The following is a 25,114-nucleotide window of genomic DNA, read 5'->3' on the forward strand; positions in this document are numbered from 1 at the left end:
AGGACGGACCGGTCAGCCGTCGATCCGCCGACCGATCGGGACCAGACTGAGAACGAAGAGCAGCATCGCGGCCACCACGACCGATGGCCCCGACGGGGTATCGAAGCCGAACGAGCCGCCAAGCCCGAGCAGCACCGCGACCGCCCCGATCAGCGCCGCCATCACCGCCATCTGTTCCGGCGTGCGGGCGAAGCGCCGCGCCGCGGCCGCCGGGATGATCAGAAGCGCGGTGATCAGCAGGATCCCGACGATCTTCATGGCGATGGCGATGACCAGCGCGACCAGCAGCATGAAGACGAGACGGACGATCAGGGTCGGCACGCCCTCGGCGCGGGCCAGGTCCTCGTGCACGGTCGCCGCCAGCAGCGGCCGCCAGATCGCCGCCATCGTCGCCAGAACCAGCGCCCCCCCGCCATAGACCAGGTAGAGGTCGAGCGCCGTCACCGCGAGGATGTCGCCGAACAGGTAGCCCATCAGGTCGATACGGAGCCAGGCCATCAGCGACAGCGCGACCAGCCCGGTCGAGAGTGCCGAATGCGAGAGAATGCCGAGCAGCGTGTCGGTCGCCAGCCGACGCTGCTGTTGCAGCAGGATCAGCAGGATCGCGATGCCGGTCGTCACCAGGATCACGCCGACCGTCGGCGCGAGCCCGAGCAGGAAGCCGAGCGCGACGCCCAGCAGCGCCGAATGGGCCATCGTGTCGCCGAAATAGGCCATACGCCGCCAGACGATGAAGCAGCCGAGCGGCGCCGCCGCCAGCGCCACGCCGATCCCGGCGAGCGCCGCGCGGACCAGGAAATCCTCAGGCATGGGGCGGCTCCGGCCGGTTCGTCTCCGGCGTCACGACGGCGCCCGACACGGTATGATGGTGATGATCGTGGTGATGGCTGTAGAGCGCCAGCGCGCCGGCCGCCCGCGCCCCGAACAGCCGGCGATACTCCGGATGGTGGGTCACCGCCTCCGGCGTTCCGGCACAGCAGATATGATGGTTCAGGCAGACGACCCGGTCGGTCGCCGCCATGACCACATGCAGGTCATGGCTGACCATCAGGATGCCGCACCGGTGCCGCCGCGCGATCACACCGATCAGCTCGTAGAGCGCCGCCTCGCCGGTGAAATCGACACCCTGAACCGGTTCGTCGAGCACCAGCAGATCGGGCGAGCGCAGCAGCGCGCGGGCAAGCAGGACGCGCTGATGCTCGCCGCCCGACAGCACATGGAACTGTGCGTCGGCGAGATGGCCGACGCCGGTTTCGGCGAGCGCCCTTTCGACCGTCGCCCGGTCGTGGCGTCCGGTCAACGTCAGGAAACGCGTGACGGTGAGCGGCATGATCGCATCGACCTGCAGCTTCTGGGGCACGTAGCCGATCGTGAGTCCCGGCTTCCGCCAGACATGGCCCGCGCTCAACGGTTGCAGGCCAAGAAGCGTGCGGACGAGGGTCGACTTGCCGGAACCGTTGGGGCCGATCACGGTGACGATCTCGCCGGCGGAGACGGTGATGTCCACATGTTCGAGTACCCGACGCCCGCCGAATGCGACTTCGAGCCCTTCCGCCGCGATCAGCCGTTCGCCGGGCGGCCCGGCGTCCCCGGACGGATCCGTGACGGCGTTCACCGGCCCTGCTCCGCCGGTGCCCCGTCGTTGCAGTCGCCGCAGACCCCGGTCACCTCGATGATCGGCTGCACCACCCGGAAAGAGGCTGACGCCGCCGCCGCGTCGATCGCCCGGTCGACCCGGTCGCTCGCCAGTTCGCCGACATTGCCGCATTCGGCGCAGATCAGGAACTGCGCGCCGTGTTCGTGCCCGCCGCCGCGGCAGGCAACGAAGGCGTTCAGGCTTGCCAGCCGATGCACCAGCGCATTCTCCATCAGGAAATCGAGCGCCCGGTAGACGGTGATCGGCGCCGGGCGGCGGCCGGACGACGCCATCCGCTCGAGGATGTCATAGGCGCCGATCGCCCGGTGAGAATCGGCGATGATACGGAGCACCTGCCGGCGCTGCGCGGTCAGCCGGCGGCCGCGCGCCTCGCAGATCCGCTCGGCCGCGGCGAGCGAGCTCCGCACGCAGGCCCGGTGATCGTGCGTCTCGTCCGGAAAGGCGGTTTCGATCGCCTCGTCGTCACGTTTCGGCATCGGCTGCAATCCCTGCCCGTCGATTTTCATTCGTCACGGCTTGACATGTTACAACATAACATTTCATACCTCGACACACTATCGCGCCGATCTCGCCGCTTCAAGCCCGGAGACCGCTTTCCATGTACCGTTTCCTACGCCTGCCGATCGTTGCCGTCGCCCTGCTCATGGGGTCCTTGCCGGCCACCGCGGCGGCGCCGTCCGTGCTTGTCTCGATTCCCCCGGTCCATGCGCTGGTCGCCGCCATCATGGCCGGCGTCGGTACGCCGGACCTGCTGATCCGGGGGCTCGCCTCGCCGCACAACTACGCTCTACGTCCGTCCGATGCCCTGAAGCTGCGACGCGCGGAAATTGTCTTCTGGGTCGGGCCGACCATGGAAATGGCCCTGGCCAAGCCGATCGCCGCACTGGGCGGAAACGATCGCGCCATCGCGCTGCACGAGGCGCCCGGCGTCGGCATTCTCCGCTTCCGCGAGGGCCACGCCGATCATGCCGGCGCGCAGGCCAGCGACAAGGACCATGACGCCGACCATCATGGCGCCGACCACGACGACCACGACCACGGCCACGGCGAACTCGATCTGGACATGCATATCTGGCTCGATCCTGAGAACGCGATCGCCATGAGCGCGCGGATCGCCGCGGTGCTCGGCGCGCGGGACCCGGACAACGCTGCGAACTACACAGCCAACGCCGCCCGTCTCGACGCGCGATTGCGGGCACTGGACCAGTCGCTTGCCACCCGCCTGGCCGGCTTCGCGGGGCGCCCCTATGTCGTCTTCCACGATGCCTACCAGTATTTTGAACGGCGCTACGGCCTGGCGCCGGCGGCCTCGATCACCGTCAGCCCGGACCAGTCGCCGGGCGCCCGTCGCCTGCACGAGATCCGCAAGACGATCGTCGAGGCCGGCGCGGCCTGCGTCTTCGTGGAACCGCAGTTCGAGCCGGCGATCGCCCGCATGCTAGTCGACGACACGGCGACACGGATCGTCATGCTCGACCCCCTCGGAGCGACGCTGCAACCCGGCGACAACGCCTATTTCTTGCTGATGGAGGGACTGGCGGGCGCGTTCGAGGATTGCTTCCGCGCCGGCGACTGAGGCTACTGGGCCGCCGCCGCCGGCAACCGGTCGTCGGAGGCGACGGATTCCGCCGACCCGCTGACCGATTGATGGAACTCGGACGCGGTCATGCTGACGCCGCCCAGTTCCTCGTGGAAGAAGCGGAGATACGCGTCAATTCGCCCGAGGAAGGCCCGCAGATCGTCAGCGCTCCGGACATATTCCGTGCAGCCCGGGACGATCGAGGTCGAGTGGAAATTGAAGACGAAGGCCCGAATCCCCGTCTTCATCAGCCGGTTGGTCAGCCGCTTCAGTTCCGCCAGCGTGTAACCCTCCGGCGACAGCCGGATGCATTCGAACAGTCCGAGCTGGGACAGCAGCCCCTCAAGCCGGGTGCTTTGCAGTCCGTGTCGCACGATCAGCCGGTAAAGCGGTGCGCCGGCCAATGGCCCGAGCAGGCCGAGATAGCCGCCGTTACCCGGCAGGCGAAGCAACCCTTCAGCTTCCGGGTCCCAGAAATACTGGTTGCTGTAGCCGGTGTAGTCCGGCCCGCCTTCCGGCGAATAATCACCGGTCACATTGATCGACAGGTCGATCTCGTAGCCGAGTTCGCGCAGGATCCGGCCGGTATTGGGACCGTAGCTGTAGCGTCCACCGAGATAGCTTCGCGGCCGGATGCCGAACGAGCCCTGGATCGCCTTCGTCAATTGCCGGAGCTTCTCGCGTTCGAGCGCCGGCGGCAGGTTGTGATGAAAGGAATTCCGCCGGTTGACGGCTTCGTCATAGGGCGGCGCGACCCACGGATGCATGTGCGCACCGATTTCGATCGAGCCCGCCTTGAGATGACGCCGCAGCGGCCTGATCGCCTCGTCCTGGGTCGCGACCGGATAGCCGACGAGATAGGTCGCCCGGGTCCCGGTCGCGGCAAACACATCCTGCAGCCGGTCGATCTCGCGCATGTGACCGACGCCGGTTGAGGCGCGGTCGAAATCGGCGTGCCAGTCGAACTCCTCCTCCGCATGAATCGCGGTCAGCAGAACCGGTCTATCCGTTGTGACGCGTTGCAAGGCCATGAGCTGCCAAATCGGGAGTAACTGGACAGATCCCGGGCGAAGCGCTCTCGGCTTCGCGAGGGAGGGTGCAATCCATTCCTAATAAGCCCTAGAAATGAAGGAATTCTATAACCTTGCGACGCTCGTGCCGACAAGGCCACCACTACCCGTCACAAAACCATAATCGTGATCGCCGCGTGATGCCATCGCTTGGCGCGGGGGGCATCAATACCATCTATTAAAGTAGCCCGTTCGGGCAAGAGCGCCGGTTCCCTGCGAACCCGGGTCAGGCGCCTTCGTGGGCCTCGTCCGGATCCGCCGGACCGGTTCCGACCGGGACCTGTCCGATCCGTAGCGGCACGCGGCCGCGAATACCGGGAGCGTTCCCGCGCCACCGGAAAACGGCGAAGAAACTCAGGAGGTACCCCGTGCAGTTTCCTTCCGAAATCACCTTTCACAACATGGATCATTCGGACGCGGTCGAAACCCGCGTGCGGGACGAAATCGAGAAGCTGGGACGCTTCAACAGCGCGCTGATCGGCTGTCGTGTCGTCGTCTCCGCCGATCACAAGAGCCAGAACAAGGGAAGGATCTTTCACACCCGCATCAATATTTCCGTGCCGGGCTCGACGCTCGTCGTCGATCGCGAGCCGGAAGCGAACCGGGCCCACGAGGATGTCTATGTGGCGGTTCGCGATGCCTTTGCCGCCGCCCGCCGACAGTTGCAGGATTACGCCGAGAAGCATCACCGCTGAACGCGGGCGTCAGAACGTCCGCACGAGACGCAGCGCATCATAGATCGCGGCATGGATGTTCCGTGACGCCACGGCATCGCCGATCCGGTAGAGCCGGTAGCGGCCCTCGGCATTCCGCGCGAGCGCCTGCGGCCGGCCGTCGATCAGGGCGCGATAGTCGACCGCGCCCTGGTTGACCGAGTCCGGCCTGAGCGCCCGGTAAAGCTCGTCGAGCGGCAGGGTCCCGTGTTCGACCACCACCTGGTCGACCTCGCGGGTCTCCGGGAAATCGCCGTAGTCGCTGCCGAGCGTGGCGCGGAGCCGGTTCCCTACCCGCGCCACGGCGGCGAGACGCCGGTTGATCGTGATCCTGACGCCGTGGCGCTGGAACGCCTCCGCGTAAGGGACATGATTGAGGCCGCCGATCTCGGGCGCGAAGTAGCGCTCCGGGCTGACGATCTCGAGTCCGGCGCCGGCTTCCGCCAGCATTTCCGCGGCCTGCATCCCGGGGTGCCCGCCATTGTCGTCGAACAGCAGCACCTCGCGAGCCGGCTTGACGTCGCCCGAGAGGATATCCCAGCTCGACACCACGTGTTCCGCACCGGTCTCGAGAAAACCGCAATCCGGCAGGCCTCCGGTGGCGACGATCACGAAGTCCGGGTCCTCGGCCAGCACCTCTTCGGCGCCGACGAGGCAGTTGAAGCGGAAGCGGACACCGAGCGCCTCGCAACGCGCCATGCGCCAGTCGACGATGCCGATCAGCTCGCTGCGTCGGGGATTGCGGGCGGCGAGCCGGATCTGCCCGCCCGGACGGTCGGCCGCCTCGAACAGGATCACATCATGCCCGCGCAGCGCCGCGACCCGCGCCGCCTCGAGCCCGCCCGGACCGGCCCCGACCACCACGACGCGCCGCGCCGGACCGTCGCCAGGCGCGATCTCGTGCGGCATTGTCGCCTCGCGCCCGGTCGAGGGATTGTGGATGCAGAGCGCCTCGTGGCCCTCGTAGATCCGGTCCAGGCAGTAGGTCGCGCCGACGCAGGGGCGGATCTCCGCCTCCCGTCCAGTCGCGATCTTGCGCGCAATATGCGGATCCGCCAGGTGGGCGCGCGTCATGCCGACCATGTCGAGCTTGCCGCTCGCCACCGCGTGGCGGGCCGTCGCCACATCGTTGATGCGCGCCGCGTGGAAGACCGGGAAGCGGGTCAGCGCCCGCACCTCGCCGGCGAAATCCAGATGCGGCGAGGCCTTCATGCCCTGGATCGGGATCACCCGGGAGAGCGCGGCGTCGGTCTCGATATGGCCGCGGATCACGTTCAGGAAGTCGATCTTGCCGCTCGCCGCCAGGCGGCGCGCGATCTCCAGCCCCTCGTCACGGCTCAGCCCGCGCTGCCAGTCCTCGTCGGCGACGAGGCGCAGGCCGACGACAAACTCCTCGCCGACCGCCGAGCGGATCGCGTCGAGCACCCGATGGGTGAAGCGCAACCGGTTGTCGAGCCGGCCACCATGCTCGTCCTCGCGCCGGTTCGTGGCGGGCGACCAGAAGGCGTCGAGAAGATGGCCGTAGCATTCGAGCTCGATGCCGTCGAGCCCGGCCGCCTGCATGCGCGCCGCGGCGTCCGCGTAGTTGCCGGCGATACGGTCGAGATCCCAGTCCTCGGCCTCCTTCGGGAAGGCCCGGTGGGCCGGCTCCCTGACCGGCGACGGCGCCAGCACCGGCAGCCAGTCGGAATGGTTCCAGCCGGTCCGGCGCCCGAGGTGGGTGAGCTGGATCATCACCGCGGCGCCATGGTCGTGGCATTCGTCGGCCAGCTGCCGGAGCCAGGGGACGATCTCGTCCTTGTAGGCGAACAGGTTGCCGAAGGCCGGCGCGGAATCCTCCGCCACGATCGCCGACCCGGCGGTCATCGTCAGGGCGATCCCGCCTTTTGCCTTCTCCACGTGGTAGTGGCGGTAGCGGTCGGTCGGCATGCCGTTCGCGGAATAGGCCGGCTCGTGCGCCGTCGACATGATCCGGTTGCGCAGCGTCAGATGCTTCAACTGATATGGTTCGAGTAGCGGATCGTTGCCGGACATGCGCGTGCGGGCTCCCTGCCGATGGGACGACCCGACCATGAAAGGCGAGCCGGTGCCCGCCTGTCCAGCGCTGGGCGACCGGCTTTTGTCCGCTTCCGCCATTGCGGGCGCGGAAAAGTGGTCCTAAACTTCCCTCGCCTTCCCGGTGGGAGGGCGATGTGCAATTTGGCGCTTGTTCTCAGGGCAGGGTGAAATTCCCGACCGGCGGTATGTCCCAGGTGACTGGGACGAGCCCGCGAGCGCCCGTTCCGACGGAACGGGGTCAGCAGATCCGGTGAGAAGCCGGAGCCGACGGTACAGTCCGGATGGGAGAGGATAAGCCGCGCGTTCGCCGGGCATTCGTGCCTGTCGCATGTCGTGTCTGTTCGCGTCTGCCGGTCACCGGGTCCCGGTCCGATCGGAGGCGCATCCCGCCAAAGCCCTGATTCTGGTCCGCCGTTCGTTCGAGGTGACAACCATGAATCAGATCAACACGAAACCCGTACAGTTTGCCGATCCGCTGGGGGCGCCGCTTGCCTCCTTCGGCGATTCCGAAACCCGGGTCCGCCGGGCCGTCGAGCAGTTCCGTGCCGGCGGCGGCGTGCTCGTCGTCGACGACGAGGATCGCGAGAATGAGGGCGACCTCATCTTTCCCGCCGATTCGATCAGCGTCGAACAGATGGCCATGCTGATCCGCGATTGCAGCGGTATCGTTTGCCTGGCGATGACGGCCGAGCGGCTGGCGGCGCTCGAACTGCCGCAGATGGTGGCCGACAACAGTTCCCGGATGGGTACCGCCTTCACCGTCTCGATCGAGGCGAAGGAAGGCGTGACGACCGGCGTTTCGGCCGCCGACCGGGTAACCACGGTGCGGACCGCCGCCAATCCCGCCACCCGTCCAGGCGATCTCGCCCGGCCGGGCCACATCTTCCCGCTGCGGGCCTCGGCCGGCGGTGTGCTGACGCGGCCGGGACATACCGAAGCCTCGGTCGATCTCGCCCTGATGGCGGGGCGCGAACCGGCGGCGGTGCTCTGCGAACTGACCAACCCGGACGGCACCATGGCGCGGTTGCCGCAGGTGGTCGAGTTCGCGCTGCTCCACAATATCCCGGTCATGACGATCGCCGACCTGATCGCCGAACGCCGGCGGCGACCCGCCAGCGCCGCCTGACCGACGCGCCGAGGGCGATGCGGGGCCGGGCTCGGCCGGGCCGCGCAACGCCGTCATGCGGCACGGGGTTTCGATCCCTGATACGGCTCTCTTGCAGCCACAGCCCTTGCCGGGCCGGCAAAGTCGACTAGAGTTGCCGACAAATCAGTTTCAGGGAGAGAAGCATGTCCGCGGGTAAGAACCGTCAGATCGTCCTTGCCGCCCGTCCGTCCGGCGCGCCCAAGAACAGCGACTTCGCACTCAAGGAAACGCCGATCCCGAGCCCGGGCGCCGGCCAGATCCTGCTCCGCACGATCCACCTGTCGCTCGACCCCTACATGCGCGGACGGATGAACGACGGCCCCTCCTACGCCAAGCCGGTGCAGATCGGCGACGTCATGACCGGCGCCGTTGTCGCCGAGGTGATGGAAAGCGACAATCCCGACTTTCCAACGGGCACCATCGTCGAGGGCCGCACGGGCTGGCAGGAATATTCGCTGAGCGACGGGTCCGACGTCCGCCGGATCGACCCGTCGCTGGCGCCGATCTCGACGGCGCTCGGCGTTCTCGGCATGCCGGGGATGACCGCCTATACCGGGCTGCTCACCATCGGCCAGCCGAAGGCCGGCGAGACGGTCGCGGTCGCCGCCGCCTCGGGCGCGGTCGGCGGGCTGGTCGGGCAGATCGCCAAGATCAAGGGCGCGCGGGCCGTCGGCATCGCCGGCAGCCGCGAGAAATGCGACTTCGTCGTCAACGAGCTCGGCTTCGATGCCTGCGTCAGCCACCGCGACCAGGACCTCGCCGGCTCGCTGAAGGGCGCCTGTCCGTCCGGTATCGATGTCTATTTCGAGAATGTCGGCGGCCCGGTGTTCGGCGCGGTCCTGCCCCTGATGAACGAATTCTCGCGCATGCCGGTCTGCGGCCTGATCGCCCATTACAACGCGACCTCGCTGCCGGAGGGACCGGACCGCCTGCCGATCCTGATGCGCCAGATCCTGACCAAGCGCATCCTGGTGCGCGGCTTCATCGTCTGGGACTTCGCCGAGCAGGAGCAGCAGTTCCTGACCGAGATGGCCGGCTGGGTTCGCGACGGCTCGATCAAGTACAAGGAAGACTTCGTCGACGGGCTGGAGAACGCGGTCGCGGCGTTCCAGGGGCTGCTCGAAGGCCGCAATTTCGGCAAGCTGATCGTTCGCGTCGGAGCCGAGCCCTGATGCCAGCGGCCATGACCAACGCGGAGGCGACCCGGCGCCTGACCGCCCCCGGCTGTCCCTTCGAGATGGAGGAAGCGACGATCCGCGGCGTGTCGCTCAGGGTCTGGAAGAATGCCAGGCCGGACCTCCGGACGATCCTGGTCGAAAGCCGCGCCTTCGGCGACCGCCCCTACCTCGTCTTCGAGGACGAGCCGCCGATCAGTTACGGCGAGCAGTATCGACGGGCGGCGCGGCTGGCCGAGCGGCTGGTTTCGCGGTTCGCGGTCGCCAAGGGCGACCGGGTTGCGATCGCCATGCGGAACTGGCCGGAATGGATCACCGCCTTCTGGGCGGCGGCCGCGACCGGCGCCATCGTCGTCCCACTGAATGCCTGGTGGACCGGCGAGGAACTGCACTACGGCCTCGAGAATGCCGAGGTTTCGGTGCTGATCGCCGACGGCGAGCGGCTGGCCAGCCTGCAACCCTACCTGGATGACCTGCCGGCCCTGCGCGGCCTGGTCGCCACCCGCCACGACGGCACCCTGCCGCCGAAGGCGGTCGACTGGCAGGCGCTGCTCGACACCGCGCCGGCCGACGCCGAGCTGCCCGATGTCGCGATCGCGCCCGACGATCCGGCCACGATCTTCTATACCTCCGGCACCACGGGCCGGCCCAAGGGCGCGCTCGGCACCCACCGCAACATCTGCACCAATCCGGTCAGCGTCGCCTTCACCCGCGCCCGTGCGGCGCTCCGCCGGGGTCTTTCGGCGGAAGACGCGGTCCGGCCCTCACCGCCCGGCGCCTCGATCGTCCCGGTCCCGCTCTTCCACGTCACCGGCTGCCATTCGGCGCTCGTCACGAACACGCTCGCCGGCAACAAGATGGTGCTCATGCATCGCTGGAACGCGGAACGCGCGCTGGCGCTGGTCGACCGCGAGGGGGTCACGGCGATCAGCGGCGTGCCGGCCATGATCTGGCAGCTGATCGAGTCCCCGGACTTTTCCCGCTATGACCTGTCGAAGGTCGTAAGCGTCGGCTACGGCGGCGCGCCGGCGGCTCCCGAATTGCTGCAACAATGCCGCAAGTACTTCCCGCAAGCCCTTGTTCGCAATGGCTATGGCATGACCGAAACTTCGTCTGTCGCGGCGATGAACTGGGCCGACGATTTCGTCGCCCACCCGGACAGCGTCGGGGCGCCTGTGGCCGTCTGCGACTACCGGATCGTCGGAGCCGACGGCCAGGACCTCGGCCCCGGCGAGATCGGCGAATTGTGGATGAAAGGGCCGAACGTCATCGCCGGTTACTGGCGCAATCCGGAAGCGACCGCCCAGGCGATCACCGAGGGCTGGATCCATTCCGGCGATCTCGCCCGCAAGGACGAGGACGATTTCGTCTATATCGTCGACCGGGCCAAGGACATGGTCATCCGCGGCGGCGAGAACGTCTACTGCGTCGAGGTCGAGGATGCCCTCTACAGCCATCCCGGCGTGATGGACGCCGCGGTCGTCGGCATCCCCCACAGGGTACTCGGCGAGGAAGTTGCCGCGATGGTCCAGGTGAAAAGGGAATCAAGGGTTTCCGAGGCTGAGTTGCAAGCCTGGGTCAGGGAACGCCTGGCCGGCTTCAAGGTCCCGGTCTCGATCGTCTTCGACCATGAGCCGCTGCCGAGGAATGCCAACGGGAAGATTCTGAAGGCGGAGGTCCGCGCCATTGTCCAGGCCGCCGCGACCGTCGCCGGCTGACGGCGCTTGCCGGCCCGGGTAGCGACGATGATAAGCTTCGTCAAGGCATGCTGGAGGAGACCGGGATGAGCGGAACCCTGCCGACCGCAGAGATCATGAAGGCCGTGGATGCGGGCTTCGACGCGCAATGCGACTTCACCGCCGAACTCACCTGCTTTCCTTCCACGCGCGGCGCCGAGCAGACGGCGCAGGATTTCATGGCCCGCGAGATGCGCGATCGCGGTCTCGCCGTCGACCGCTGGAAGATCGAGGTCGACGACATCGCCCACCTGCCCGGCTTCTCGCCGGTCCATGTCTCCTACGAGAACGCCTGGAACGTTGTCGGCACGCACCGGCCGCGCGGCGCGACGGGCAAGTCGCTGATCCTGAACGGGCATATCGACGTGGTGCCGGTCGGTCCGCTGGACATGTGGGACCGTCCGCCCTTCGACCCCCATGTCGACGACGGCTGGATGTACGGCCGTGGCGCCGGCGACATGAAGGCCGGGCTCGCGGCCTGCGTCTTCGCGCTGGACGCCCTGAAGCGCACCGGCCACGCGCCGGCGGCCGAGGTTTACGTCCAGTCGGTGGTCGAGGAGGAATGCACGGGCAACGGCGCGCTGGCCTGCCTGCAACGCGGCTACCGGGCCGACCTGGCGATGATTCCCGAGCCGATGGGCGAGAAGCTGATCCGCGCCCAGATCGGCGTCATCTGGTTCCAGGTGAAGATTGCCGGCTATCCGGTCCATGTCGCCGACGCCGGCGCGGGCGCCAACGCGATCGAGGCGGCGATGCCGATCATCGAGGCGCTGCACCGGCTCGAGGCCGACTGGAACAGCGCCGGGCGCCGCCATCCGGCCTATGCCGGGGTCGAGCATCCGATCAATCTCAACATCGGCCGCATCCAGGGCGGCGACTGGCCGTCCAGCGTGCCGGCCTGGTGCGTTTTCGACGTCCGCGTCGCGATCTTTCCCGACCAGCCGCTCGACGAGGCCCGTGCCGAGATCGAGGCGGTCATCCGCGAGGCCGCCCGGAACAACCGCTTCCTCGCCAACTCGCCGCCGGAGATTGCCTATCACGGCTTCCTCGCCGAGGGTTACGAGCTGAAGGGCGCCGAGGCGGCCGAGGCCAAGCTCGGCCATGCCCACCGCACCGTCTACGGCGAACCGTTGCGCGAGGTCGCGACCACGGCGACCACCGACGCCCGCTTCTTCGGGCTGTATGCCGACACCCCGGCGCTGGTCTACGGACCGGTTTCGGAGAATATCCACGGCTTCAACGAACGGGTGAATCTCGAATCCGTGCGCCGGAACACGCAGGCCATGGCGCTGTTCATCGCCGACTGGTGCGGTCTCGAAAAAATCTGACCGGCCACAGCCGGACTTGATTTTGTCGGCATATTCGATTATGTTGCAGTGCACAAGCGGGCACCCATAACGGTGCCCGCCTTGTTTTTTTTGGATCACATATCATGCAGCTTCGCAACGTCGCCATCATCGCCCATGTCGACCACGGCAAGACGACCCTCGTCGACGGCCTGTTCCGGCAGAGCGGTCTCTACCGCGACAACCAGAAAGTCGCCGAGCGGGCGATGGACTCCAACGACCTCGAGCGCGAGCGCGGGATCACGATCCTCGCCAAATGCACCTCGGTCGACTGGCACGGCACGCGGATCAACATCGTCGACACCCCGGGCCATGCCGACTTCGGCGGCGAGGTCGAGCGCATCCTGTCGATGGTCGACGGTGTCCTGCTGCTCGTCGACGCGGCCGAAGGCCCGATGCCGCAGACCAAGTTCGTCACCCAGAAGGCGCTGAAGCTCGGCCTGCGCCCGATCGTGGTGGTCAACAAGGCGGACCGTCCCGATGCCCGCGCGCACGAGGTGCTGGACGAATGCTTCGACCTGTTCCTGGCCCTCGACGCCAATGAGGAGCAGCTCGATTTCCCCGTCCTCTATGCCTCGGGCAAGCTCGGCTGGGCCGCCCACAACCTGGAAGATCCGCGCGAATCCCTGGCGCCGCTGATCGAGACCCTGATCGCCCATGTCCCCGCCCCCGACGTGACGCTCGATGCCCCGTTCCGGATGCTCGCGACGACGGTCGAGGCAGATCCCTATCTCGGCCGCATCCTGACCGGCCGCATCGAATCCGGCATTATCGAGATCAACCGCCCGATCCGGGTGCTGTCGCGCGATGGCAAGACGGTCGAGGACGGCCGGGCGACCAAGCTGCTCGCCTTCCGTGGCCTCGATCGCACGCCGGTCGAGCGCGCCGAGGCGGGCGACATCATCGCCATTGCCGGGCTGGTCAAGGCCAACGTCGCCGACACCATTGCCGATCCGGGCGTGACCGAGCCGATCGCCTCCACGCCGATCGATCCGCCGACGCTCGCCATGACCTTCTCGGTCAACACCTCGCCGCTTGCCGGTCGGGACGGCGACAAGGTGCAGAGCCGGGTCATCCGCGACCGCCTGCTTCGCGAGGCGGAGGGCAATGTCGCGCTCCGTGTCGCGGAAACCGCCGAACGCGATGCCTTCGAGGTCTCGGGCCGCGGCGAACTGCAGCTCGGCGTGCTGATCGAGATGATGCGCCGCGAGGGTTTCGAGCTTTCGGTCAGTCGGCCACGCGTGCTGTTCAAGAGCGACCCGGAAACCGGCCAGCAGATGGAGCCGATCGAGGAGGTCGTCGTCGATGTCGACGAGGAATACTCCGGCGTCGTCGTCGAGAAGATCGCCCAGCGCAAGGGCGAGATGCAGGAGATGCGGCCGTCTGGCGGCGGCAAGATGCGGCTCCTCTTCCTTTGCCCGACGCGCGGCCTGATCGGCTATCACGGCGAGTTCCTGACCGACACCCGCGGCACCGGCATCCTGAACCGGGTCTTCCATTCGTTCGCGCCCTACAAGGGGGCGATCGCGGCCCGCCGGAACGGCGCCCTGATCTCGAACGGCCAGGGCAAGGCGGTCGCCTACGCGCTCTGGAACCTGGAGGAGCGCGGCGCGCTGTTCATCGAACCCGGCGCCGACGTCTATTCCGGCATGGTGATCGGCGAGCATAGCCGCGGCAACGATCTCGACATCAATCCGCTCAAGGAAAAGCAACTCACCAATATCCGCGCCGCCGGCACCGACGAGGCGATCCGCCTGACGCCGCCGCGCAGGATGAGCTTGGAGCAGGCCCTCGCCTACATCTCCGACGACGAGCTGGTCGAGGTCACGCCGAAGGCGATCCGCCTGCGCAAGCGCTTCCTCGACCCGCATGAGCGGAAACGGATGGCCCGCGCCGCGAGCTGACCCAGAACGGCGGCTTTTGACATCCCCCGGCAAAATCCATAAGAGGATCCGTCCGGGTCGCGCCAGGGGGATGGTCATGGATCACGACGAGGCACTTGCCGACTACGAGCGCCGCAAGGCCCGGGCGCTTGCCATGGGCTCCCCGAAACGGCTAGCGGAACGCCGCGCCGCCGGGATCCTGAATGCGCGCGAACGGCTCGCCCGCCTCGTCGACCCCGGGACCTTCACCGAGCTCGGCCTGTTCGCCCATTCGTCCCGCATGTCCGACGCCGGGAAGACCCCCGCCGACGGCATCATCGAGGGTTTCGGCGAGATCGACGGGCGGATCGCCGCGGTCTCGGCCAGCGACTTCACGACGATGGGCGCGTCCTCGGCGATGGTCGCCGGCAAGAAGCAGGCCCACCTCGCGCGTCTCGCCGTCGAGAACGGCACCCCGATCGTCTTCCTCGGCGAATGCTCCGGCGCCCGCATGCCCGACACGATGGGTGCCGCCGGGCCGGACGGCCATGGCGGGATCGGCGGCATCGCGACCAAGGGCCACTACATGCGGCGGCGCAAGGTACCGTGGATCGCCGCGGTCCTTGGCCAGTCCTACGGCGGCAGCACCTGGAACGCGGCTATGTCCGATTTCGTGGTGATGCGGAAGGGCGCGGTCATGGCGGTCTCGTCGGTCCGCGTCACCGAGGTCGCGATCGCCGAGGCCATCGACGAGCAGGAACTCGGCGGCTGGCGCATGCAGACCGCGGTGACCGGACAGGTCGACATGGCCGTCGACAACGACGAAGAGGCACTGGCAGCACTGAAGGCCTATCTCGGTTACCTGCCGGGCCATGCCGGCGAGCTCCCGCCGACTGTCGCGGTGCCGGCCGGCTCCGACGATGCGGCCGCGTCGATCCTCGATATCGTGCCAGCGGAACGGGTGAAGACCTACGACATCCGGCGCGCGATCCAGGCGATCGTCGACCGGGACAGCTATTTTCCGCTCAAGGAACGCTTCGGGAAATCCATCGTGACCGCCCTGTGCCGGCTCGGCGGGCAGAGCGTCGGCATGATCGCCACCAACCCGATCGCCAAGGGCGGCGCACTCGACCCGGACGCCTGCGACAAGGCGGCGTCCTTCATCACGCTCTGCGACAGCTTCAACATCCCGCTCGTCCTGCTGACAGACACACCGGGGTTCCTGATCGGGGTCGAGGGCGAGCGCCGCCGGATGCCCGGCAAGATCATGAATTTCCTGCAGGCCCTCGAACTCGCGACCGTGCCGAAGCTCGGCATCATCCTGCGCAAGTCCTACGGCCAGGCCTATATCAACATGGGCGGCGGCCGGGTCGACGTGCTCGCCGCCTGGCCGGGCGCCGAGATCGGCTTCATGGATCCGGCGGTCGGGGTGAACGTGGTCCATGGCGTGCGCCAGGCTGACGACCCGGCGCGGTTCGCCGAACTGGTGAGCGAGCTGGCGCGCGGCACCTCCGCCTACGATCTCGCCGGCCCCTACCTGGCGCACGCGGTGATCGATCCGCGCGAGAGCCGCGACTGGCTGATCCGCATGCTCAAGATCCTCGCCCGGCGTCCGAACGGCGGGATCGGCGAGCATCTGCTGGCCAACTGGCCGACCACGCTTTGACTCGCGTATGAGCCTGCCGCTCAAGACCGCTGGTGGCGCTGGGCCTTCGCTCTGGCTCTACCTGCCGCTGTTCGGTCTCGGCATGCTGTGGGGGTTTTCCTTCAGCGCCGCCAAGATCGCGATCTCGACCGGGGGCCATCCGGCCGGCATCGCCCTCTGGCAGGCGTTCGGCGGCGCCCTGATCCTGTTCGCGGTGGCCGTCTCGCGCGGCAAGCGGCCGGTCATCGACCGCGCGCACTTGCGCTATTACGCCGCCTCCGGGCTGGTCGGCGTCGCCATTCCCTCGACATCCATCTATGTCGCCGCGCCGCACCTGCCGGCCAGCATCATGGCGATCCTCGTCTCGACCGGGCCGATGATGACCTATCTCTTCGCGCTGCTGCTCCGCATGGAGCGCTTCGAGCGGCGCCGGGCGCTCGGCATCGTGGTCGGCTTCGGCGGCGTCGCCCTGCTGGTCGGCCCCTCGGCCGCGTTGCCCGACAGGGCCGCCGCCGGCTGGGCCCTGGTCGCGCTCATCGCGCCCATCTGTTACGCGTCGCAGAATATCGTGGCGACCCGGTTGCGACCCGCCGACAGCGATTCGATGGCGCTCGCCTGCGGCATGCTCGCGGTCGCGGCGACCTTCCTCGCCGCCTACGTCGTGCCCTTCGACGTCGTCTACGACATCGCCCCGCCCTGGGACAGGACGCACGCGGCGATCCTCTCGCTGGTGCTGATCGCGGGACTGTCCCAGACGGTGTTCTTTTTCGTCATCGGCCGGGCCGGGCCGGTCTTCACCAGCCAGGTCGGCTATTTCGTCACCCTGTGCGGGGTCGTCTGGGGGATCGTGCTGTTCGGCGAGAGGCTCGACGAAAGCGTCTGGATCAGCCTCGCCCTGCTGCTCCTGGGCGTCGCCCTGGTGTCACCCAAACGCTACGGCCCGGCCCCGGTTTAACCGTCCGGGCCGGCCGGCTCAGGCGCCGTCGGCCCGTTCCGGATAGAGCGACAGCAACCCCTCCCGACTGGCGGCGCAGACCCCGCGCTCGGTGATCAGGGCGGTGACCAGCCGCGCCGGGGTGACGTCGAAGGCATAGTTCGCGGCATTCGTGCCTTCCGGCGCGATATCGAACTCCGCGACACGGCCCGCCGTATCCCGGCCCCGCAGGCGGGTCACCTCGGCGGCGTCGCGTTCCTCGATCGGGATCTCGGCGACACCGTCGGCGATTCCCCAGTCGATCGTGCTCCGCGGCAGCGCGACATAGAACGGCACGTCGTTGTCGCTGGCCGCGAGCGCCTTCAGATAGGTGCCGATCTTGTTGCAGACGTCGCCGTTCGCCGCCGTCCGGTCGGTACCGGTGATGCAGAGGTCGACCTTGCCATGCTGCATCAGGTGACCCCCGACATTGTCGGCGATCAGGGTATGCGGAACGCCGTGCCGCCCGAGTTCCCAGGCGGTCAGCGCCGCGCCCTGGTTGCGCGGCCGCGTTTCGTCGACCCATACATGCACGGGGATCCCGGCATCGTGGGCGCGGTAGATCGGCGCCAGCGCCGTACCCCAGTCGACGGTGGCGAGCCAGCCGGCATTGCAATGGGTGAGGATGTTGACCGGTTCCCCGGCCCCCTTCCCGCCATGGACGGCACGGATCAGTTCCAGCCCGTAACCGCCGATCGCGTAGCATTGCGCGACATCCTCGTCGCAGATCTCGGCGGCCCGCGCATAGGCGGCGGCCCGGCGTTCGCCGCGCGGCAGGTTGCGGACCGCCGCGACCATCTCGTCGAGCGCCCAGCGCAGGTTGACGGCCGTCGGCCGCGTGGCCAGCAGTGTTGCCGCCGCCGCCTCCAGCGCCTCGTCGGACGGATCTACGGCGAGCGCCATACAAAGCCCGTACGCCGCGGTCGCGCCGATCAGGGGGGCGCCGCGAACCTGCATGACTCGGATCGCGTGCGCCGCGTCCTCGAGGGAGCCCAGGGTCACCGTCGCGAATTCATGCGGCAGCAGTGTCTGGTCGATGATCTGCACCGTCCGGCCGTCGTCGTTCAGCCAGATCGTGCGATAGGGTTTGCCGTCGATTTTCATGGCAAGAGCATAACCCCGGTCAGGCCGGAGCGGTATCCCGGACACTCGGCCGGGCCATGATCCTCTCGAACCAGGCGGCGAGCTTCGGCCGGCCCTTTGCCCAGGGTTCGTGCGCGAAGCGGATGGCAATATAGCCGAGCGCGCTGACAACCGAGATCTGCCCGAGATCGAGATCGCCGTCCAGTTCGACGGCATTCTCCTCCAGCCAGTCGAGCGACGCCTCCATCGCGTGTTTCTGGCGGGAATCGAACTCGGCCGAGCGCTGCGCCTCGGGACGCAGCGACTCGGCGCGGCGGAGCAGCGCCGCATCGCAGATTCCATCGGCAATCGCCTGCAGGCGCAGGGCCCGCCAGCGCGCCGCGCCGGTAGGCGCCGTGACCCGCTTGCCCGCGAGATCCTCGAGATAGTCGCAGATCGCCGGGGAATCGACGAGCACGTCACCGCTTTCGATCGTCAGCGCGGGAATCTTGCCCAGCGGATTCTCGGGCGCGAGGCCGGCCTCCGGCCGCGATGCGTCAAGATCGACCAGTTCGATCCGGTCGGCCAGTCCGAGTTCGGCGGCGACGATGCGCACCTTGCGCGCGTAAGGCGAAAGCGGGCTGTAGCGAAGTTTCATTCCTAGCCTCTGTCCCGATGTTGTCTGGCGGGGATTATGACGCCACCGCGTGCCGTGGCAAGGAGAGAACCCTGTCAGGCAGGCGCGGTATCCCGGACGCTCGGGCGGCTCAGTACTGTCTCGTACCAGGCAGCGAGCTTCGGCCGGCCGTCCGCCCACGGCTCGTGCGCGAAGCGGAAGCCGACATAGCCGAGCGCGGAGACGACCGAGATGGCGCCGACATCGAAGGCAGCCTCGTGGTCGCCCGCGTGCGCCTCGAGCCAGTCGAGGGAGGTTGTCATCGCGTATTTCTGGCGGGCATCGAATGCGGCCGAGCGCTGCGCTTCCGGACGCATCGTTTCGAAGCGGCGAAGCAGCGCGGCGTCGCAGATACCGTCGGCGATCGCCTGCAGGCGCAACGCCCGCCGACGCGCCGGCCCCGAGGTGGCGGTGAGGCGCCGGTCCGCGATCTCCTCCAGGTAATCGCAGAGCACGGGCGAATCGACCAGCACCTCGCCGTCGTCGAGCGTCAGCGTCGGGATCTTGCCGAGCGGATTCTCGGGCGCTTCCCCCGTTCCGGGGCGCGAGGTATCGTGATCGACGAGGTCGATGCGCCCGGCCAGGCCCAGTTCGGCGGCAACGATGCGGACCTTGCGCGAATAGGGCGAGATCGGGCTGTGACGGAGCTTCATTTCTGGCCTCGTTACCGGTGGACGCGTCCCGGATTATGACCCGGCCGCGCGCGCTGGCAAGAGCAACCCGACGGCCCCGCGCGGCCCGTTGCCAGCGGTGCATCTGCCATCACAACGACAACCGGAGGAGACCGCGATGTTTCGTGACGACCTGTTGAAGGGCAAGCGTTACCTGGTGACCGGCGGCGGCACCGGTCTCGGCCGGGTGATGAGCGAGCGCCTGCTCGAACTCGGCGCCGAGGTGGCGATCTGCGGCCGCCGCCGCCAGGTCCTGGAGGATGCCGCCGCCGAGATGTCCGAGAAGACCGGCGGCCGGGTGACCGCGCACCAGGTGGACATCCGGGTGGCCGAGGCAGTCGACGAGATGGTCGGGGAGATCTGGCAGGGCGGGCCGCTCGACGGGCTGCTCAACAATGCCGCCGGCAACTTCATCTCGCGCACCGAGGACCTGTCGCCACGCGGTTTCGACGCGATCGCCAACATCGTCCTGCACGGCACCTTCTACGTGACCAGCGCCTGCGGCCGCCGCTGGATCGCCGAGGGCCGGCCCGGCAACGTGCTGTCGATCCTGACGACCTGGGTCTGGACGGGCTCGCCCTTCGTGGTGCCGAGCGCGATGTCGAAATCCGGGGTCAAGGCGATGACCCAGTCGCTCGCCGTCGAATGGGGTCCGAAGAATATCCGCCTGAACGCGATCGCGCCGGGCCCCTTCCCGACCGAGGGCGCGTGGAAACGGCTGCGCCCGCAAGGCTCGTCCGAGGTCCGCTCAGACATGACCCATCGCATCCCGCTTCGCCGGGTCGGCAAGATGTCGGAACTGTCCAATCTCGCGGTCTTCCTGCTGTCCGACGAATCCGGCTACATCACCGGCGAGGTCGTCAATATCGACGGCGGTCAGTGGCTGGTATCGGCCGGCGGCTTCGCCGATCTCTGGGCCCTCGACGACGCGCAATGGCATTCGATCCGCGACACCATCAAGGCGGCGAACGAACAGGACAAGAGCCGGCGCGGCTAGGCCCTGCCTAACGGCGCCGACGGCGTTCCCGCTGACCGCGCGACGGTTCGCCGGACGGCGTCGTCGAACGGCCGCCCCAGAGCGGCCCGAGCGCCGCAGCCACCTGTTTGCGGTCGGGGCGCGGCAGCGGGTTTCCGTCGAACGCGGCGAGCGCGTTGGCAAGACTGGCCAGGTGCTCGGCCGTCGTGCCGCAGCAGCCACCGATGATGCGCGCTCCGGCGCCACGGGCGAGCCGGCCGTATTCGGCCATCGTCGCCGGCGTCCCGCGGTAGCGGATCGCCCCGTCGTCATATTCAGGAATACCGCAATTGCCCTTGGCCACGATCACCGCGTCCGGCGCGGCCGCCTCCGAGAGTGCGAGCACGCTGTCGAGCAGCTCGCCCGGGCCGACCCCGCAATTGGCGCCGTAGGCGGCGGGCGCGACCGGCAACCCCGCCATCAGCGTGACCATCGCGGCCGGGGTCAGGCCCATCATGGTCCGTCCGTTCGTGTCGAAGGTCATGGTGCAGACGAAGGGGAGGCCGAGATCGGCAATCCCGGCGACCGCCGCCTGCAGTTCCTCCGCCGAGGACAAGGTCTCCAGCCAAAGCAGGTCGACGCCGCCGTCGCGCAACGCCTCGCCCTGCTCCCGGTAGGAATCGGCGCAGGCCTGTTCGGTGAGGCTGCCGAGCGGCGCCATGAGTTCGCCGGTCGGTCCCATGGAGCCGGCGACGAGAACCGGCCGCCCCGCGTCGTCGGCGGCCATCCGGGCGCGTGCCGCGGCGGCCCGGTTCAGCGGCCCGACCTCGCCCTCGGCCCTGTGCAGGGCGAGGCGGTAGCGGTTGCCGCCGAAGGAATTGGTCAGCAGGATGTCCGCCCCGGCGGCGACAAAGGCGCGATGCACAGCCTCGACCTTTTCCGGCCGGCTCAGGTTCCAGAGCTCGGGTGCGTCGCCGCTTTCCAGGCCGACCGCGAACAGCGATGTCCCCATCGCCCCGTCGGCGACGAGGTACGGACGCTCGGCCAGAAGCGCGCGAAACCGATCGGACATGCGGAACCCGCGAATATCAGGGACGAGATGAAGCCTTAAGCGAGTCGTCATCGCCTGACAAGCGCGGATCGTCCCGCCGCGGCGCCCTGCCCCGGGCCCAGCGGACGACGACATCGCGAAGCTGCTCGAGATGGAAGGGCTTGGTCAGCACGCCGTCCATGCCGGCCTCGAGGCAGCGCTGCTCGTACTCCGGACCGGTATGTGCCGTCATGGCGACGATCGGCAGGCTGTCTCCACCGGGCATCCTCCGGATCTCGCGGGCGACCGAGAAGCCGTCGCGCTTCGGCATCTGGATGTCGAGCAGGACGAGATCCGGTCGGTGCCCGGCGAGGTGGGCGATTGCCTCGTCACCGTCGGCCGCGACCGCGACTCGGTGGCCCAGCTTGGTGAGCTGGATGTCCGCCAGCTTGCGATTGAGATCGACATCGTCGACGACCAGGACGGCGGCGCCGGAGACCACTTCCGCGCTCGGGGAAATCCCGGCCTCCAGCCCCGGCAACGGGGCCGCGTCCCCGGCCGCGGGATCCGGGGCCTGCGCCGGCCAGATAGCAGAGAAGGCGGTATCGAGCGCACGCGCCTTGAGGGGCCCGAGAAGATGGCCGTCAATCTCGCTCTCGACGGCCAGCGCCGCCCGCAGTTCCTCACCCCCGTTGACGAGCGCCAGCAGGATCGGACGTTCACCGCCACAGGCCTCGCGGAGCCTTTGGACGGTCTGGCGAAAGGTCACGGCATCCTTGCAACCGCGCACGACGATCGCGTCCGGTCGTTCGCCCTCCCGCAACTGCCGGACGGCGACGGCGACATCGGCCGCGGCAGCGAATTCGAGCCGCCGTGAGCGGAGCTTCTGGATCGTCAGGTCACGACTCCAGCCGACCGGGTGCAGGAACAGGATGCGCCGGCCGGTGAAGTCGCGAAGCGATCGCTTGCGCTGGGCGATGCGAAACGGCAGATCGACACGAAAGCTGCTACCGACACCGGGCAGCGTTCGCACTCCGATCATGCCGCCCATCGCGCGCACGAACCCCAGGCATATGGCGAGGCCGAGACCCGTCCCGCCATGCTGGCGACTGTAGGACGCATCGCCCTGCACGAAGCGTTCGAACAGGTACGGAAGATGCGATTCAGGGATGCCCGAACCGGTATCGCGGACCACGAAAACGAGATGGGCGACATCGTCGTCGATCGATTCGACCGCAAGCGTCACGGCAATGGCGCCGGTGTCGGTGAACTTGATCGCGTTCCCGGCGATATTGAGGATCACCTGACGCAAGCGCTGGGCATCGCCGACGACCAGAGCAGGAACCGCCGGATCGACATGGAGGGCGAATTCAAGGCCCTTCTGCCAGGCGGCCGGCGCGATCAGGTCGACCACCTCGACAAGCAGTTCGCCCGGATCGAATTCAGTGGCCTCGATCTGGATCTTGTCGGCCTCGATCTTGGAAAAATCGAGTATGTCGCCGATCAGCGTGAGCAACCCGCGGCCCGATTCCATGACGGTTCGGGCAAAGCCCCGCTGGGTTCCGTCGAGAGGCGTCTTGAGCAGGAGCTCGGCCATGCCGAGAATGCCGTTCAGCGGTGTCCGGAGCTCGTGGCTCATGGTGGCCAGGAATTCGGTCTTGGCGCGATTCCCGGCTTCCGCCGCATCGCGCGCGATCTCCGCCTCCTCGCGCGCGCGCTCGGCATCCGCGCGCGCCTGCTTCAGGCTTTCGACCATCTCCGAGTTCTCGAACCGGAGCCTGATCTGCTCGACCAGAATTCGGTTGTTCTCCCGCGCCACGCCGATCAGGGTCTTGAAATAGACGATTCCGAGAAGCGCCAGCAGGATCGACAGGAAATCGCCCTGGGTGGCCAGTACCGCCAGTACCGGCACCCCACTGACGACGATGTAGACATAGAAAGCCGGCAGATAGGCAGAGCGTGTCACCGCGCTGCCGGTCGCGACCGAGACCACGACAACCAGCAGAAACGCCTGGGTCCCGGTATCGCCGTAGCCGAAATAGCAGAATGCCGCGAGCCCGAACGCGCCACCGGTGGCGACCGTGATCGCGGAGAAGACCCGCGCCCAGCGCAGGCTGTCTCCCGGCTGCCGATTTCGCTGGTAGGCCTTGGCAAGAAGAACCAGGCAAACCGTACCGCCGCCGTGGGCCAACAGGACAACGATTGGTATCCAGACCGGCGCGACCGGCCAGAAGACCAGCGCAATCGCTCCGAGTGCGAGCAGGGTCTTGTATGTCGAGAGGGAATTGATCCGGAAAAGCGCGTCGATCTGCTCGGACAATATCCGCGGATCGACCGACGAATCGTTGCCCGGTCGCGCGCCATGGCTGTGACCGTCGCCAAGCGGCGCCATCGAACCCTTTCCTCTCATACTACTGGCCTGCCTTCGCCGGTCGAAGGCAAGGCAACACCGCCAGACCGATCCTCCCTTGCCGGAGTATCGATCACGACGCCGAAGGAAATCATTTCAGTTCAAATCCCTGAACAACTCCTTAACGAACGGGCGCCACCGGCCACGCATCCCGAGGCCCCACCGGCAGCCGGTCACCAATACCGATGAAAAACGAAAAGGGCCGGCCTTGCTGGCCGGCCCCGTCGCATCAGGACGATCGAAGAACGCCCGTCAGAACTCGAGCATCGTACCGACCGAAACGACCCAGGCCTCGTTCTCGGCCGCCGGATTGTTGGCGCCCGATTCCAGGTCCCAGTATTGCAGCGCGGCGCCGAAGGTCACGCCCGGTCCGACCGCATAGGCAAAGCCGAGCTCGACACCGCGAACCTCGTCGTCACCGGCCGCCGTCTCCTGCTCGGCCTCGCCATATTCGAGGCTGACGCCCCACGGGCCAGGGTTGTAGTTCACGCCGACCGTCCAGTCGCGCCGGTCGAAGTTGTCGCTGCCCAGATTGTCATGCCGGAAGCCGCCGCCGACCGACCAGTCCATGTAGGACAGGACGGCGCCGAAACCCCAGACTTCCTGATCGTCGTCGCCGCCGGCATCGGCTTCGAGTTCGCCGCGCGAATAGCCGGTGCTGAGCGCGATGCCGATGCCCCGGAACTCGCCCTCGTACATCGCTGCGACCTCGATGATGTCGCCCTGCTCGGACGGATCATTGTCGGTCTCGCTGCCGCTGTAGGTACCGCCGCAACCGCCCTCTTCGCAATTGTCGGGGGTGTAGGAGACACCGAACTGAAAGCCTGAGAAGGTCGGGCTGAAGTAACTGACCTTCTCCGAGTCACCGCCGATTCCGAGCGTCGTGATCGGGGTCTCCAGCGAGTTCGCCCCGATATGAACATGGAAATGGGTCGGGTCGTTGATGCCGTGTTCCGGGACGACCGTCATGTAACCCGTGGAGAAGGCATCGGTGACCGGATCGTCCGAGCCGAGCCGGATCTCGCCCCAGTTGCCGGCCAGGAAGACGTAGCTTTCGTCAATCTGGTCCCCGCAGGTCTCCGCTTCGAGCTGGACGTTGACGCCGACCCTGAGGCCATTGTCGAGCACGGTCGAACCCGAGAAGATGATCTCGCCTTCACGGGCCAGATAATAGTCACGGGTTCCCGCGCCGGGCTCGCCGGCGCCGTCGTCTTCGTTCACGTAGACGCCGAAGGCACTGAAAAAGCCGCCAACGCCGATCTGGATCGGCTCGGCGGCCTGCGCCGTGGCAGCGGCGAACGCGACGGCGCCGAGCGCCGTCGTTCCGAATAATAGTCTTCGCATGTTCA

The 25,114-nt window shown here is 67.7% G+C and carries 21 protein-coding genes and 1 riboswitch; of the genes, 10 read left to right on the forward strand and 11 right to left on the reverse strand.

Annotated features, from left to right (window positions below; translation table 11 throughout):
• Positions 1-12 precede the first annotated feature (12 nt).
• From znuB to OCH7691_RS23655, 3 genes are read right to left on the reverse strand one after another with little or no spacing between them, the layout of a single operon-like run.
• Complete coding sequence (znuB, locus tag OCH7691_RS12915; RefSeq protein ID WP_085883947.1) at positions 13-810, reverse strand: zinc ABC transporter permease subunit ZnuB; 798 nt, start codon at positions 808-810, stop codon at positions 13-15.
• Positions 803-1,615, reverse strand: a complete 813-nt coding sequence (gene znuC / locus OCH7691_RS12920) for a zinc ABC transporter ATP-binding protein ZnuC (protein ID WP_085883948.1) — start codon at positions 1,613-1,615, stop codon at positions 803-805. The genes znuB and znuC overlap by 8 nt, the downstream gene beginning before the upstream one ends.
• Positions 1,612-2,133: a Fur family transcriptional regulator gene (locus OCH7691_RS23655; protein ID WP_085884459.1), complete on the reverse strand. Its 522-nt coding sequence runs from the start codon at positions 2,131-2,133 to the stop codon at positions 1,612-1,614. The genes znuC and OCH7691_RS23655 overlap by 4 nt, the downstream gene beginning before the upstream one ends.
• A 122-nt stretch (positions 2,134-2,255) precedes the next feature.
• On the opposite strand from OCH7691_RS23655, the gene OCH7691_RS12930 reads away from it, so the two are divergent.
• A complete protein-coding gene (locus tag OCH7691_RS12930) occupies positions 2,256-3,233 on the forward strand; it encodes a zinc ABC transporter substrate-binding protein (protein ID WP_085883949.1) in 978 nt (325 codons plus the stop codon).
• 2 nt (positions 3,234-3,235) lie between these two features.
• Here OCH7691_RS12930 and OCH7691_RS12935 read toward each other — a convergent pair whose 3' ends face one another.
• Entirely contained in the window at positions 3,236-4,261 is a 1,026-nt protein-coding gene (locus OCH7691_RS12935; RefSeq protein ID WP_139839691.1) for a polysaccharide deacetylase family protein, read from the reverse strand.
• Between the two features lie 413 nt (positions 4,262-4,674).
• Here OCH7691_RS12935 and OCH7691_RS12940 point away from each other — a divergent pair, with 413 nt between their 5' ends.
• Positions 4,675-5,001, forward strand: a complete 327-nt coding sequence (locus OCH7691_RS12940; RefSeq protein ID WP_085883951.1) for an HPF/RaiA family ribosome-associated protein — start codon at positions 4,675-4,677, stop codon at positions 4,999-5,001.
• 9 nt (positions 5,002-5,010) lie between these two features.
• Here OCH7691_RS12940 and OCH7691_RS12945 read toward each other — a convergent pair whose 3' ends face one another.
• On the reverse strand, positions 5,011-7,053 hold the full coding sequence (locus tag OCH7691_RS12945) for an NADH:flavin oxidoreductase (protein ID WP_085883952.1): 2,043 nt from the start codon (positions 7,051-7,053) through the stop codon (positions 5,011-5,013).
• Positions 7,054-7,223: 170 nt separating this feature from the next.
• Positions 7,224-7,374, forward strand: a riboswitch (FMN riboswitch).
• Positions 7,375-7,510: 136 nt separating this feature from the next.
• On the opposite strand from OCH7691_RS12945, the gene ribB reads away from it, so the two are divergent.
• The 7 genes from ribB (at position 7,511) to OCH7691_RS12980 (ending at position 16,943) form a co-directional block, all read left to right on the forward strand.
• Positions 7,511-8,203, forward strand: a complete 693-nt coding sequence (gene ribB / locus OCH7691_RS12950) for a 3,4-dihydroxy-2-butanone-4-phosphate synthase (RefSeq protein ID WP_085884460.1) — start codon at positions 7,511-7,513, stop codon at positions 8,201-8,203.
• Positions 8,204-8,367: 164 nt separating this feature from the next.
• Entirely contained in the window at positions 8,368-9,396 is a 1,029-nt protein-coding gene (curA, locus tag OCH7691_RS12955) for an NADPH-dependent curcumin/dihydrocurcumin reductase (protein WP_085883953.1), read from the forward strand.
• Entirely contained in the window at positions 9,396-11,117 is a 1,722-nt protein-coding gene (locus OCH7691_RS12960) for a class I adenylate-forming enzyme family protein (RefSeq protein ID WP_085883954.1), read from the forward strand. The genes curA and OCH7691_RS12960 overlap by 1 nt, the downstream gene beginning before the upstream one ends.
• A gap of 65 nt (positions 11,118-11,182) precedes the next feature.
• The gene (locus OCH7691_RS12965; protein WP_085884461.1) at positions 11,183-12,463 is read left to right on the forward strand and encodes an ArgE/DapE family deacylase; all 1,281 of its coding nucleotides are present in this window, start codon (positions 11,183-11,185) and stop codon (positions 12,461-12,463) included.
• A gap of 104 nt (positions 12,464-12,567) precedes the next feature.
• Complete coding sequence (typA, locus tag OCH7691_RS12970; protein ID WP_085883955.1) at positions 12,568-14,385, forward strand: translational GTPase TypA; 1,818 nt, start codon at positions 12,568-12,570, stop codon at positions 14,383-14,385.
• A 76-nt stretch (positions 14,386-14,461) separates the two neighbouring features.
• Positions 14,462-16,009, forward strand: coding sequence for an acyl-CoA carboxylase subunit beta (locus tag OCH7691_RS12975; protein ID WP_085884462.1), 1,548 nt, complete (start codon positions 14,462-14,464; stop codon positions 16,007-16,009).
• Positions 16,010-16,016: 7 nt separating this feature from the next.
• The gene (locus tag OCH7691_RS12980; protein WP_085883956.1) at positions 16,017-16,943 is read left to right on the forward strand and encodes a DMT family transporter; all 927 of its coding nucleotides are present in this window, start codon (positions 16,017-16,019) and stop codon (positions 16,941-16,943) included.
• An 18-nt stretch (positions 16,944-16,961) separates the two neighbouring features.
• On the opposite strand, the gene mtnA is transcribed toward OCH7691_RS12980, so the two are convergent.
• The 3 genes from mtnA to OCH7691_RS12995 form a co-directional block, all read right to left on the reverse strand.
• Positions 16,962-18,065, reverse strand: a complete 1,104-nt coding sequence (gene mtnA, locus OCH7691_RS12985) for an S-methyl-5-thioribose-1-phosphate isomerase (protein ID WP_085883957.1) — start codon at positions 18,063-18,065, stop codon at positions 16,962-16,964.
• Between the two features lie 19 nt (positions 18,066-18,084).
• Positions 18,085-18,681 carry a glutathione S-transferase family protein gene (locus OCH7691_RS12990; RefSeq protein WP_085883958.1) on the reverse strand — a complete coding sequence of 199 codons (597 nt, stop codon included), beginning with the start codon at positions 18,679-18,681 and terminating at the stop codon, positions 18,085-18,087.
• 74 nt (positions 18,682-18,755) lie between these two features.
• On the reverse strand, positions 18,756-19,352 hold the full coding sequence (locus OCH7691_RS12995) for a glutathione S-transferase family protein (protein ID WP_085883959.1): 597 nt from the start codon (positions 19,350-19,352) through the stop codon (positions 18,756-18,758).
• A 136-nt stretch (positions 19,353-19,488) separates the two neighbouring features.
• Here OCH7691_RS12995 and OCH7691_RS13000 point away from each other — a divergent pair, with 136 nt between their 5' ends.
• A complete protein-coding gene (locus OCH7691_RS13000; protein ID WP_085883960.1) occupies positions 19,489-20,367 on the forward strand; it encodes an SDR family oxidoreductase in 879 nt (292 codons plus the stop codon).
• Positions 20,368-20,374: 7 nt separating this feature from the next.
• Here the strand turns inward: OCH7691_RS13000 and bmt are convergent, their stop codons facing one another.
• The 3 genes from bmt to OCH7691_RS13015 all read right to left on the reverse strand — a co-directional run bounded on the left by bmt (position 20,375) and on the right by OCH7691_RS13015 (position 25,109).
• Positions 20,375-21,397, reverse strand: coding sequence for a betaine--homocysteine S-methyltransferase (bmt, locus tag OCH7691_RS13005; RefSeq protein WP_085883961.1), 1,023 nt, complete (start codon positions 21,395-21,397; stop codon positions 20,375-20,377).
• 16 nt (positions 21,398-21,413) lie between these two features.
• A complete protein-coding gene (locus tag OCH7691_RS13010; RefSeq protein ID WP_176245048.1) occupies positions 21,414-23,747 on the reverse strand; it encodes a response regulator in 2,334 nt (777 codons plus the stop codon).
• Positions 23,748-24,017: 270 nt separating this feature from the next.
• A complete protein-coding gene (locus tag OCH7691_RS13015; RefSeq protein WP_139839692.1) occupies positions 24,018-25,109 on the reverse strand; it encodes a porin in 1,092 nt (363 codons plus the stop codon).
• Positions 25,110-25,114 lie beyond the last annotated feature (5 nt).

Source organism: Oceanibacterium hippocampi (assembly GCF_900172325.1).
Taxonomy (GTDB): domain Bacteria; phylum Pseudomonadota; class Alphaproteobacteria; order Sneathiellales; family Sneathiellaceae; genus Oceanibacterium; species Oceanibacterium hippocampi.